This is a genomic window from Paractinoplanes bogorensis (genome assembly GCF_018829635.1).
Classification (GTDB): Bacteria; Actinomycetota; Actinomycetes; order Mycobacteriales; family Micromonosporaceae; genus Actinoplanes; species Actinoplanes bogorensis.
Window position 1 is genome coordinate 602,438 of record NZ_JAHKKG010000001.1, and the last position, 12,678, is coordinate 615,115.

A 12,678-nucleotide genomic window follows, 5' to 3' on the forward strand; every position below is an offset into this window, starting at 1 on the left:
ATGCGTCGAGTGATCGTTTCGGGTGACGGGGTTGCGGTGGTCTCGGCCGAGGTGCCGGTGCCGGGGGCCGGTGAGGTGCTGGTGCGCACCGCCGTGGCCGGGGTCTGCGGGTCGGACACGCATGCGCTGGCCGGGTTGCATCCGTTCATCGAGCTTCCGTACGCGCCGGGCCACGAGGTGTGCGGCACGGTCGAGGCGGTCGGGGCGTCGGTGTCCGGGATCGCGGTCGGGCAGCGGGTCACGCTCGAGCCGTTCCTGCCGTGCTGGGAGTGCAAGCAGTGCCTCGCCGGGCGGCAGAACATCTGCGAGCGGCTGCGGTTCTTCGGGTGCGCCCACGATCAGGGTGGGATGGCCGACCGGTTCACGGTCGATCAGCGGCGGCTGCACGTCATCCCGGACGGCCTGTCGTGGGAGGTGGCCGCGTTCATCGAGCCGCTGGGGACGCCGGTGCATGCCGTGGGGCTGGTTGGGGGCGTACGGGGGAAGGCAGTGGCGATTCTCGGAGCCGGAACGATCGGCATCCTGATGATCCAGGTCGCGCGGGCCTACGGGGCTTCACGGGTCGTGGTGACGGCCCGGTCGCAGGCTTCGCGGGACCGGGCGCTGGCGTTCGGGGCGGACGCGGTCGTGGACGCCACCCTCAACGCCGCTGAGCTGGTGCGGGACGCGCTGGGGGAGAGCGCCGACGTGGTGTTCGACTGCGTGGCCGAACAGTCGACGACCGATCAGGCGCTGGCCATGGTGATGAAGGGCGGGACGGTCGTGGTGGTCGGGGTGCCGCCGGCCGACGTGACGATCCCGTTGCCGCTGATCCAGGACGCGCAGTTGCGGATCCAGGGCAGCGCGACCTACCTGCCGGACGATTTTCGCGAGTCGATGCGCCTGCTCGTGTCGGGCGAGGTCGACGTCTCGCAAATGGTGACCGCACTGCACCCACTCGACGAGGCGGCGGCCGCCTTCACCGACGCCGCGTCCGGTAAGCACTTGAAAGTGCTGCTGACTGCTACGTAGCAGCCGGCTTTCGTCCTCCACTACGAGCTGCCGGCTCGCGGGTGACCACCGAGCCCGGTATCGCGCTCAGGCCGGTGCGTTTGTCGCAGTTGACGTGGCGTACGGAAGAAGGGTCTTCTCTGTTACCGGCTGGTAATGCGACAGTGGGCCGATGGCGGACTACGACGTCGTGATCGTGGGTAGCGGGTTCGGCGGCAGCGTGAGTGCTCTGCGGCTGGCCGAGAAGGGCTATCGCGTCGGGGTGCTCGAGGCCGGGCGGCGGTTCACGCGGGAGACGCTGCCCAAGACTTCGTGGGATCTGCGAAATTTCCTGTGGGCGCCGCGGCTCGGGTTTCGCGGCGTTCAACGGATCACCAAGCTCAAGGACATCGTGGTGCTGTCGGCGGCCGCCGTGGGTGGTGGGTCGCTGATTTATGCGAACACGCTGTATCGGCCGGGAGCGACGTTCTTCGCGGATCGCCACTGGGCCGGCATCACGGACTGGGCCGATGAGCTCGGGCCGCACTACGACCAGGCGTCGCGCATGCTCGGGGTGACCGAGCAGCCGACGATGACGCCCTCGGACGTGGTGATCAAGCGGGTCGCGGAGGAGATGGGCGTCGGTTCGACGTTCCGGCGCACGCCGGTCGGGGTGTTCTTCGATTCACCGGGCCGGACGGTGCCCGACCCGTTCTTCGGGGGCGCCGGGCCCGCCCGTACGGGCTGCACCGAATGCGGCAACTGCATGATCGGCTGCAAGGTGGGGGCCAAGAACGCGCTCGACGTCAACTATCTGTATCTGGCCGAGCGGGCGGGTGCGGTCGTGCATCCGTCCACTGAGGTGTCCGCTCTGAAGCCGGGCCCGGACGGCTGGGTTCTGGCGACGTCGCGCGGGCAGTTCACCGCTCGTCAGGTGATCTTGTCGGCGGGTGCTCTGGGTACGCAGCGGCTGCTGCACGCCATGCGCGCGAATGGCGTTCTGGGTGATTTGTCCGACCGGCTGGGCTCGCTCACCCGGACGAACTCGGAAGCGCTGCTCGGCGCTCAGGCCCCAAAAGTGCCGGCCGAGCCCTACTCGCGCGGCGTGGCGATCACGTCGTCGTTCCACCCGGACGAGACCACCCACATCGAGCCGGTCCGCTACGGCCCTGGCAGCAACGCGATGGGCCTTCTCTCGACCCTGCTCGTCGACGGTGGCGGGCGCGTGCCCCGGCCGATCCGCTTCCTGGGTCAGGCTCTGCGGCACCCGTACGTGCTCCTGCGCTCCCTGTCGGTGCGGCGCTGGAGCGAGCGGACGATCATCGCGCTCGTCATGCAGACGGCCGACAATTCCCTCACCGTACGCCGTACCAAGCGCGGCCGACTGACCACCGGCCCGGGGCACGGCGCCCCCAACCCGAGCTGGATCCCGGTCGGCCACGACGCCACGCGGCGCATCGCGGCGCACATCGGCGGCTTCCCCGGCGGCGGGGTCGGCGACATCTTCAACGTCCCGATGACCGCACACATCCTGGGCGGCGCGACCATCGGCGCCACGCCGGACGAGGGTGTGATCGACGCCTATCACCGCGTTTTCGGGTACGAGGGGCTGCACGTCATCGACGGCTCGGCCGTCCCCGCCAACCTGGGCGTCAACCCGTCCCTGACCATCACGGCACTCGCCGAGCGGGCCATCTCGCTGTGGCCCAACCAGGGCGAGCCCGACCCCCGGCCGGCCCTGGGCTCCGCCTACGTGCGGCTGGCCCCGATCCCACCCGCCTCTCCGGCGGTCCCGTCGCATGCCCCGGCCGCACTAGGGTGGCCGACATGGAGGAGAGCCTCGTAGCGCACGCCCGGGAACTGCTCGATGCCAACCGGTACCTGACGTTGGGCACGGTCTCGCCGGGTGGGCAGCCGTGGACGACTCCGGTCTACTTCTCGTGGGGGCCGGACTGGGAGTTCTACTGGATGTCGACCATCGACGCCCGGCACTCGCAGAACCTGGCGGCCCGTCCGGCGGTCAGTGTCACGGTCTTCGACTCGACCGTTCCCGCCTATCAGGGCCGGGCCGTGTACGCCGTGGGCGAGGCCCGCGAGGTGCCGCCGGACGCCCTCGACGGGGTGCTGGCGTCCTACCCCGGCCCGCCTTCGCGAGGTGGCGGCGCCGTATCCCCCGACGAAGTCACGGGCGACGCGCCGTGGCGCATGTACCAGGCCGCGGCGGCCGAACTGTGGGTCCTGTGCCCGCGCGAACCCCGGCAGGGCTGCCCGCTGCACGACATCGCCCAGGACCACCGAGCGCAGGTCTTCTAGTACGGGGCGTCCGGCAGATTGCCGGGCACGCCGGGTTCGTCGCCGCCCCCGTGCGCCTCGTCGTATTCGTAGTCACCGGCCGTGTCATCGGCGTCGGGGTCGGTGGTGCCGTCGGGCAGCTTGTACGGCTGGTCGTCCCTGCTGTCGGTCATACCTCAGGAATACCCGCCCGGGCCCGGCTGACGCGTGCTGTGAAAACGTCAGCGGCGGTAGATGGTCATCGAGTAGCCGACCTCGTCGATCGGGGTGCTTGAGTCGATCAGTTGTTTCAGGCGGTTCTGGGCCAGGGCGACCCGGGAATCGGACACGACGATGATGCCGTGGACCTGGTCGATCGGGACGGTCAGAGGGTTTTGGGCGTCTATGCCGTAGTAGGCCGGCACGCCGGCGCCCTTGTAGACCAGCCAGATCTGTTCGCCGGGGTATGCCGTGCGTAGGCGGGTGGCCAGGCGGGGCAGGTCCTGGCCCCAGTCCACGTTGGAGTCGTGCAGGTTGTTGTGGGTGTTGGAAGTGCCGCCGAACGCCTCGTTCGAATAAGGCAGGTAGTAGGGGAATGTCAGGATGGAACTCACCCCTACCCACGCGGCCAGGGCCGCGGCCGGGACCCACGACCAGCGCCATCTGAGCAGCACCACCGTGCTCGCCACCACGGCCAGCATCATCGGCATGAAGATGATGTAACGGGTTCCGTAGTCGCGGGCGCCGGTCATCGCCACCAGCATCAGCACCGCGGCCGGCACCAGCAGGTAGAGCGCGGCGACCCACTTCTTGAGCAGCAGGGTGATCGTGCCGGCCAGCCACAGCAGCAGCATCCCGATCGGCGTCTTGATCAGCAGCGCGGTCGGCAGGTAGTACCAGAGGCCGCCCTTGTACGCCTCGCCCAGCAGGAACCCGTTGAAGGTGCGCTGCTCGAAGCGGAATTGGATCAAGACCCCGTCCCGGTACGCCGGTGGCAGCGGCAACAGGTCGACCGCCAGCCCCTTGAGGCCGCCCGGATTGTTCAGCCACGACGGGGTGGTCCAGCGCAGTCGCGGGTCGACGATCAGATAGACGATCCACACGACGGCGACTGCGATCACGCCGACACTGATCGCCCCGAGCACGCGCATCCCGAGCTCCCGCCACAGCGAACGCGACCGCAGCGCCGCCGCGAAACGTCCGGCCGCCGAGCGGGGAGAAGCCGGCGCGGGATCAGGCGTAGCGGGAGCAGCCACGGCGGAAACAGGCGCGGCGGGAGCAGGCGCGGCGGGAGCAGGCGCGGCGGGAGCAGGCACGGCGGGCGTAGGCACGGCGGGCGTAGGCACGGCGGGCGTAGCAGTGCGGCGGAGGACGGAGGGCGCCAGCAGGGCCAGCAGTAGCGCGATCGGGACGGCGGGGAGCGTGCTCATGCGCGTGGCGAGGGCGGCGCCGAGGGCCACTCCGGCCAGCGGCAGATAGAGCCGCGGGGAGTACCTCGCTCGCCACAACATCCAGAACGTGACCAGGACGAATCCGGCGGCCGGCACGTCCAGGGTGGCCAGCGAGCCGTGGGCGATCAGGTCGGGCGAGAAGGCGTACAGGGAGAGGGCTATGAGACCCGCCCACCGCCCGGCCAGATCGCGGGCGAAGAACAGCACCGCCAGGCCGAACAGCAGGGTCAGCACGATCATCGGGATCCGGGCGGCCAGCAGCAACTCGTACGGGTTGTTGCCGCTCTCGTAGAGCACGTGCCGCCCGAGCGCGGTCTGGTTCCCCCGGTAGCCCTGATCCCACGACGCGTCGGTGAACGCCATCCCGGCCGCCATGATCAGTTTGGCCAGCGGCGGGTGTTCCGGGTTGTAGAGCACCTGGTGCTGCGACAGGTAGTACTGCGCCGTGCCGACGTAGACCGGCTCGTCGATCGTCGGCGACTGCTGCATCGCGGTCGTCACCATCGCGAACGCCATCTGGCCGAGCAGAAGCACCACGGCCGTCACATAGAGCAAACGCCGTCGCAGCATCGCGCCAATCTAGCCCGGCGCCCATCCAAGATCACAGCGGACCGGTCGAGCGCTCGGCCGCGAGCGCCAAGAACCGCCACGGGGCGCCCAGAAGTGGGTCAGCCGCGAAACTCACCCGGAGGAGTGGCGGCGGGGTCGGCGTGCTTCTCGACCTCGGCTGCGCGCAGCTCGACCCGTCGGATCTTGCCGGAGATGGTCTTGGGGAGGTCGCTGAACTCCAGGCGGCGGATCCGGGCGTACGGCGGCATGTGCTCACGGGCGTACGCGAAAATGGTCTCGGCCGTCGTGGCATCCGGGGACCAGCCCTCGGCGAGCACGATGTAGGCCTTCGGCACCGACAGGCGTACGGGATCGGGGGAAGGAACCACCGCCGCCTCGACCACCGCCTCGTGCTCGATCAGCACGCTCTCCAGCTCGAACGGCGAGATCCGGTAGTCGGACGCCTTGAACACGTCGTCGGTGCGGCCCACATAGGTGATGTAGCCGTCGGCGTCGCGGGAGGCCACGTCGCCGGTGTGGTAGTAGCCGCCGGCCATCCGTTCGGCGGTCAGCTCGGGGTCGCCGTGGTAGCCGACCATCAGGCCGGTCGGGCGTGGGTCGAGGGCGACGCAGATCTCGCCCTCCTCGGCTTCGGTGCCGGTGGTCGGATCGATCAGGGCGATCCGGTAGCCGGGCACGGGACGGCCCATCGAGCCGGGCTTGACCGGCTGGCCGGGCGAGTTGGCGATCTGCACCGTCGTCTCGGTCTGGCCGAACCCGTCACGGATGGTGACGCCCCACGCCTTGTCGACCTGGTCGATGACCTCGGGGTTGAGCGGTTCGCCGGCCCCGACCACGATCCGCGGCGGGGTGGTCAGCGCGAACAGGTCGGACTGGATGAGCATGCGCCACACCGTGGGCGGCGCGCAGAAACTGGTCACGCCGCAGCGCTGCATCTCGGCCATCAGGCGGCCCGCGTCGAAGCGCGTGTAGTTGTAGATGAACACGCAGGCCTGTGCGTTCCACGGGGCGAAGACGTTGCTCCAGGCGTGCTTGGCCCAGCCGGGCGACGAGATGTTGAGGTGCACGTCGCCGGGGCGCAGCCCGATCCAGTACATGGTCGAGAGGTGGCCGACCGGGTACGACGCGTGGGTGTGCTCGACCAGCTTGGGCCGCGCCGTCGTGCCCGAGGTGAAGTAGAGCAGCAGGGTGTCGCTCGCCAGCGTCGGCCCGTCTGGCACAAAAGGGACATTTATCAAGTAGGCGTCGGCGAATGGGCGCCAGCCGGAAACCGATGCGCCGACCGCGATGCGGGTGACCGACGCGTCGACCCCGGAGAACTTGGACGCTGCCGCGGACGTGGCGATCACGTGCTGAGCGCCGCCACGAGCGACCCGCTCGGCCGAGTCGGCCGGGCCGAGCAGCGGCGTGGCCGGGATGAGCACGGCACCGAGCTTGATGGCGGCCAGGATGGTGTCCCACAGTTCGGCCTGGTTGCCGAGCATGACCACGATGCGGTCGCCCCGGCGTACGCCCTGGGTGCGCAACCAGCTCGCCACCTGGTTCGACCGGTGGGACATCTCGGCGAAGGAGAACCGCTGCTCGGAGCCGTCCTCCTCGACGATCCACAGGGCGGGCGCGTCGTTGCCCTCGGCGATCACGTCGAACCAGTCGAGCGCCCAGTTGAACTCGCCCAGCTCGGGCCATCGGAACTGCTCGATCGCGGTGGCGTAGTCGTCGCTGTGGGCCAGCAGGAAATCGCGCGCGTCTCGGAACAGGTTCGTGGTCATCTGGGCCTCCTGGCTCAGATGCTAATCGTCCCGGTCGCCACGAGGCCACGGGCAAGATCACCCGTGATGCCGGCCATGGCCAGCTCGCCGCCGTCGTCGGTGACGGGCGTGGCCAGGGCCAGGTGGGCGGCGCTGTCCTGGTAGCCGTTGACGCTGTAGACCGTGGCGGCTACGTCGGCCGGGAGCCCGATCTGGCCGGCCGTGGACAGGGGGCGCGAGCCGGAGCCGGGCCGGGCGACCGCGCGTCGCTCCGGGTTGACCTCGTAGCTGAGGTGTGGCCAGCGGCCATCGCCCGTACCGGGAAAAATGGTGTAGAAGGTGACCCACCCGGACTCGTCGGATGTCTGGATGCCGCGCAGGTAGTTGCATTGCTCGAGCCCGGGCGAATGCAGGGAGTAGGCGCCGTCGCGATCGGCTGACCAGAGATAGAGCGCCTGGCCGGCCAGCGGCCGGTCCGCGGTGCCGACGACTCGCAGGCGCACGACCAGCGGTACCCCGCGGGCGACCCCGACGGCGCGGCCGAAGCTGCGGCGCAGGTCGGAGCGGACGATGCCGGAGCGGGTGAGGACATCCGTGTCCCCACCCGCCAGCGTCGTGACGGTGGTGCCGTTGACCAGGCCCATCATGCGGCGCCGGCGCAGCACCGGGAAGTCGACGGCGAGCCCAACGCCGTCCTGCTGCGCCTCTGCCTCTACCTGCACCTGCGTGGTCATCCGGCCCCCTCCGTCGGCGATCAGCCCCTATTACGACGCGTACCAGTTGCGGATCGGGGTCGCGCTCGGTTGCTGTGAAGTTGCTGGGTCCGGCCATAAATTTGAAACATTGACGTAATCCAATGCCTCACTTTTACTGGTCCCCACACACGTGAGAGCGCTCTCAGGAGGCGTCGATGGGGCAGTTTCGAGGTAGAGGGTTGGCCGGGGCGATAGCCGTGGCCGTGGTGGCCGGGCTCGGGGCGGTGGCCCTCAGTGCGCCCGCCGGCGCGGCCACCGTGGGCGCGGGCAGCTACACCGAGACACTGCCGGCCGGTGCGAGCCTGCCCGTCGGCTGCGGTGACCTGGCCACCAACCCGCGCCAGTTCATGACCGCGAACGCCCCGGCCGGGCCGGTGCCGACCAACGACTGGTGGTCGTCACTGGTCTTCAAGAAGTTCGACTGCGCGTACAGCGAGAACCTGCACGCACACCCGACGAGCTACGACACCACCGCGGGCGGGCTCGGCTTCTCGTACAACACGACGCCGCAGATCAGTGGCACGTCCACCGGCGTGGGGGAGTACCACTACATCTACCAGGAGGACTTCACCGCCGGGGTGGCCGGGCTGAACGCGCCCCGCACCCTGGTCGACGGCTGGACGGACTGGACGGTCACGCCGTACTGGAGCGACGGCACCCGCACCATGAAGGCGACCATCGGCCACGGTCTGCCGTTCGCGTACTTCCAGATCACCGGCGGCAACGCGCAGATCACGGCCAAGAGCACGCCGACGATCTGGTCCAACAGCGGTTCACGGATCGGCTACTCGGTCGCGGGCAAGGACTACGTGGCGTACGCGCCGACCGGAGCCACCTGGACGGTCAGCGGCAACATCATCACCTCGACGCTGGCCGGCAAGGGCTACTTCTCGATCGCCGTGCTGCCCAGCAACTCGGACAAGGTGGCGCTGGCCGACAGCTACGGCCGCTACGCGCACAACCACGTCACCGGCACCAAGGTGTCCTACTCGTACAACCAGAGCACGAGCCGGGTCGCCACCACGTACACGTATACGACGACCGCCCGCGAGGGCAGCGGCACCGGAACCGTCATCGGCCTCTACCCGCACCAGTGGCGGGCGCTGACCGGAGCGACGCCGATCGCGCAGACCTACGTGACCGCCCGCGGCGCGATGAAGGCGCTGGTCGGTGCCTCGTCGTACACCACCTCGGCGGTCTACAACGGAGTGTTGCCCGAGGTGCCCGCCGTGGCCGACAGCAGCGGCGCCGATCTGACCACGCTCAACGGGTTCCTCGATCAGGTCAAGGGCAATCCGGTTCCCGTACGCGGGAATGACACGTACTGGACCGGCAAGGCGCTCGGCGTCGGCGCGCGCATCGCCGAGATCAGCGACCAGCTCGGCCGTACGGACGTGCGTGACGCCGCTCTGGCCGCCATCCGTACGAAACTGACCGCCTGGTTCACCGCCCAGCCCGGGTCGGTTTTCTACTACGACAAAAACTGGGGCACGCTGATCGGCTACCCCGCCTCGTACGGGTCCGACACCGAGTTGAACGACCACCACTTCCACTACGGCTACTACATCGCGGCGGCGGCGACGCTGGCCAAGTTCGACCCGGCCTGGGCGTCCAGCGCGCGGTTCGGCGGCATGGTCGACCTGCTGATCCGCGACGCCAACAACTACGACCGGGCCGACAACCGGTTCCCCTACCTGCGTGACTTCGACATCTACGCCGGTCACGACTGGGCGGCCGGGCACGGCGCGTTCTTCGCCGGCAACAACCAGGAGTCCTCGTCCGAGGGCATGAACTTCGCCAACGGCCTGATCCAGTGGGGCCAGGCGACCGGCAACACGGCGATCCGCGACGCCGGCATCTTCCTCTGGACGACCCAGTCGGCGGCGATCAACGAGTACTGGTTCGACACCCGCAACGAGAACTTCCCGGCCGCCTTCGGGCACGGCACGGTCGGCATGGTGTGGGGCGACGGCGGGGCGTACGCGACCTGGTTCTCCTCGGCGCCCGAACAGATCCAGGGCATCAACATGCTGCCGGTGACCGGTGGCCACTTCTACATGGGTAACGACCCGGCTTACGTACGCAGCAACTACGCGGAACTGGTCCGCAACGCCGGCCGCGAACCGGCACTCTGGCAGGACATCCTGTGGCAGTACCTGGCCCTCGGCGACGGGGATGCGGCGCTGGCCAAGTTCCGGGCCAACTCCGGTTACACGCCCGAGGAGGGGGAGACCAAGGCACACACCTTCCATTGGGTACGCAACCTGGCCGCCCTCGGCACGGCCGACCTCTCGGTCACGGCCAACCATCCGCTGTACCGGGTGTTCACCAAGAACGGCGCCAAGACCTACGTGGCCTCGAACATCACCAACGCGGCCCTGACCGTGACGTTCTCGGACGGCAAGGTGCTGTCGGTGCCGGCCGGCAAGACGGTGGCGAGCGGAGCCCAGAACTGGTCGGGCGGCAATGCGGTCGGCGGCGGAGTGACCACGCCGCCCCCGACCACCACTCCGCCGACCACTCCTCCGGTGACCACGCCGCCTCCGACCACGCCGCCTCCGACCACCACTCCGCCTCCCTCGGGTGGCGGCGCGGTCCGCTACCTGCAGACCGGTGGTTCGCTGGCCGGCGCCGCGGGCACGGCCGGCACAGCGACCGTGGCCAAGTCGACCGGCGCCAACGACAACCAGCCCCACGACCCGACCACGTTCACCGCGACCGGTCTCAACCTGACGTACCGCTCGGGCGCCGCCACGACGTTCGGCCTCTCGGTCGACGCCGGCACCTCGGTCGGCAACGCCACCCAGGTCCGCGTCTCGTACGACCTGACCGGCGACGGCAGTTTCGACCGGGTGGAGACCTACCGGTACTTCGCCACCGACCCGGTCACCGGCTGGGAGCGCTACACCGACGCGGTCGGCCAGGCCTCGGCCACCGGCTCGTTCGGCAACCTGGCCAACGGCACCGTCAAGCTGGAGATCTGGAGCGCCATCGGCTCCGCCCCCAGCACCGTCTCACTGGGTGCCCTCTCCACGGTGACCCTGCCCTACCAGTGATCTGACCCGTCGAGCCGCCGCGTGGCACCCCGCGCGGCGGCTCAGACGGTCATGCGGCCGGTCTCGTAGACCCACATGGCGATCTCGACCCGGTTGCGCGCGCCGAGTTTCGCCATCAGGCTCGCCAGGTGCGTCTTCACCGTGCTCAGGCGGATGCGCAGGGTGTCGGCGATCTCGGCGTTGGAGAGGCCCCGCGCGACCGCCAGCACCACGTCCTCCTCGCGCGGCGTCAACGGGTCGATCGGCTGGGGCGCGGGGCGGCCGGTGGGCACCGTGGCGAACGCTTTCAGCAGGCGGACGGTCACGCTCGGCGCGATCAATGCCTGGCCGTCGGCCGCCGCCCGCACCGCCTGGACGAGCAGCTCGGGGCCGGCGTCCTTGAGCAGGAATCCGCGGGCGCCGGCGCGTAGCGCGCCGTGGACGTACTCGTCGAGATCGAACGTCGTGATCACGACCACCGCGAGCGGGTCGGTCACCCCGGGGCCGGCCAGTTGCCGGGTGGCCTCCACGCCGTCCGGCCCGGGCATCCGGATGTCGAACAGGCACACGTCGGGCCGGAGCTGCCGGGCCAGCCGCACCGCCGCGTCGCCGTCCGCGGCCTCGCCGACGACGTCGATGTCGGGCTGGGCGTTCAGCATGATCCGGAGCCCGGCGCGGATGACCGGCTGGTCGTCGGCGACGAGAACGCGGATGGACACGATCACCCACTCTTTTTCAGCGGCGTACGCAGCTTTTTCAGTGGCGTACGCAGCCTCTTGTTCAGTGGCGTACGCAGCGGCAGCCGGGCCTCGACCAGCCAGCCGCCGTCCGGTGCCGGTCCGGCCTCGAAGCTGCCGCCGAGCAGTGCCGTCCGCTCGCGCAGACCGGTGAGGCCATATCCGGCTCGGCCCGGCCGCGTACGGGTTCCGTCGTTGCCGACCGTGACGTGCACCAGGCCCGCCGCCGCGGCCACCCGGACCCGGATCACGGTGGCGCCGGCCGCGTGGCGGGACGCGTTGGTCACCGACTCCTGGACGATGCGGTAGACCGCACCATCCACTGTGGCTGGAAGCTGGTCGAGCGGGCCCTCGAGCCGCAGGTCGATCGGCAGCCGGCCGCCCAGGGCCCCCAGCTCGGCCACACCCTGGTCGTCGCGCAGGACCTTGACCATGCCGCGCATCGCCTCGAGGGTGCGGGCGCCCTCCTCCTCGACCTCCTCGAGACTCCGGCGGGCGGTGACCGGGTCGTGGTCGACGAGCACCCGACCGGCCTGGGCCTGAACCACCATGGCCGTCACGTGATGCGCCACCGTGTCGTGCAGCTCGCGGGCCAGGGCCGCCCGTTCGTCGGCCCGCATGCGGTCCAGCTCTCGACCGCGGGCCGTCGACCACAGGCGTACGCACGCCCCGATCACCCCGGGCAGGGCCAGGAACACCAGGCTTCCGGCGATGTCTCCGGCCGGAACGTCGTCGACGACGGCCGACAGCGCGAAGGCCGACAGCACGACCGCCGACCCGAGCACGATGTCTCGCCCCGATCCCCACCGCGTCATCGCGTAGACCAGGATCAGGATGACCATTCCGGTGCGGAGGCCCGTCTCCGAGCCACCGGTCAGGGTGAGCACGATCCCGAGGCCGTACGCGAGCGAGACCATCGCGAGCGGTCTGGTGCGCCGCCACAGGGTGGTCAGGCCGAGCCCGGCCGTGACCAGCACGGCGGCCGGCCACCGGCCGACGTCGTCGCGCACCGCGAGCTCGAGCCCGATGCCGGCCAGGACGGCCGCCAGGAGCACCCAGTCGCGGGGGACCCGGCGCGGCGGGTCCGGCGCCGGCGGCTCGGCCCACAGCCGCCGCAGCTCGTCTCGGATCACAGCCTTCAG

The 12,678-nt window shown here is 70.0% G+C and carries 10 protein-coding genes; 4 read left to right on the forward strand and 6 right to left on the reverse strand.

Translation table 11 applies throughout. The features are described 5' to 3' along the window. The 3 genes from KOI35_RS02925 to KOI35_RS02935 all read left to right on the forward strand — a co-directional run bounded on the left by KOI35_RS02925 (nt 1) and on the right by KOI35_RS02935 (nt 3,282). Nucleotides 1-1,011, forward strand: coding sequence for a zinc-dependent alcohol dehydrogenase (locus KOI35_RS02925; protein WP_215784771.1), 1,011 nt, complete (start codon nt 1-3; stop codon nt 1,009-1,011). Between the two features lie 151 nt (nt 1,012-1,162). Further along, nucleotides 1,163-2,815, forward strand: coding sequence for a GMC oxidoreductase (locus KOI35_RS02930; RefSeq protein WP_215784402.1), 1,653 nt, complete (start codon nt 1,163-1,165; stop codon nt 2,813-2,815). Continuing rightward, nucleotides 2,797-3,282 (forward strand): pyridoxamine 5'-phosphate oxidase family protein, encoded by a 486-nt coding sequence (locus KOI35_RS02935; protein ID WP_215784403.1) that lies wholly within the window; start codon nt 2,797-2,799, stop codon nt 3,280-3,282. Before KOI35_RS02930 ends, KOI35_RS02935 begins: the two co-directional genes overlap by 19 nt. Here the strand turns inward: KOI35_RS02935 and KOI35_RS02940 are convergent. The 4 genes from KOI35_RS02940 to KOI35_RS02955 all read right to left on the reverse strand — a co-directional run bounded on the left by KOI35_RS02940 (nt 3,279) and on the right by KOI35_RS02955 (nt 7,743). After that, nucleotides 3,279-3,434 carry a hypothetical protein gene (locus KOI35_RS02940; RefSeq protein ID WP_215784404.1) on the reverse strand — a complete coding sequence of 52 codons (156 nt, stop codon included), beginning with the start codon at nt 3,432-3,434 and terminating at the stop codon, nt 3,279-3,281. The two genes, KOI35_RS02935 and KOI35_RS02940, sit on opposite strands and share 4 nt — an antisense overlap. Before the next feature lie 48 nt (nt 3,435-3,482). Then, a complete protein-coding gene (locus tag KOI35_RS02945; protein WP_215784405.1) occupies nt 3,483-5,261 on the reverse strand; it encodes a glycosyltransferase family 39 protein in 1,779 nt (592 codons plus the stop codon). Nucleotides 5,262-5,359: 98 nt separating this feature from the next. Next, nucleotides 5,360-7,030 carry an AMP-binding protein gene (locus tag KOI35_RS02950; protein WP_215784406.1) on the reverse strand — a complete coding sequence of 557 codons (1,671 nt, stop codon included), beginning with the start codon at nt 7,028-7,030 and terminating at the stop codon, nt 5,360-5,362. Between the two features lie 14 nt (nt 7,031-7,044). After that, nucleotides 7,045-7,743: a dioxygenase family protein gene (locus KOI35_RS02955; RefSeq protein WP_215784407.1), complete on the reverse strand. Its 699-nt coding sequence runs from the start codon at nt 7,741-7,743 to the stop codon at nt 7,045-7,047. A gap of 176 nt (nt 7,744-7,919) precedes the next feature. On the opposite strand from KOI35_RS02955, the gene KOI35_RS02960 reads away from it, so the two are divergent. Continuing rightward, on the forward strand, nt 7,920-10,820 hold the full coding sequence (locus tag KOI35_RS02960; RefSeq protein ID WP_215784408.1) for a glycosyl hydrolase: 2,901 nt from the start codon (nt 7,920-7,922) through the stop codon (nt 10,818-10,820). Between the two features lie 41 nt (nt 10,821-10,861). Here KOI35_RS02960 and KOI35_RS02965 read toward each other — a convergent pair whose 3' ends face one another. Then, entirely contained in the window at nt 10,862-11,518 is a 657-nt protein-coding gene (locus KOI35_RS02965; protein ID WP_215784409.1) for a response regulator, read from the reverse strand. 2 nt (nt 11,519-11,520) lie between these two features. Further along, nucleotides 11,521-12,669, reverse strand: coding sequence for a sensor histidine kinase (locus KOI35_RS02970; protein ID WP_215784410.1), 1,149 nt, complete (start codon nt 12,667-12,669; stop codon nt 11,521-11,523). Nucleotides 12,670-12,678: the final 9 nt, after the last annotated feature.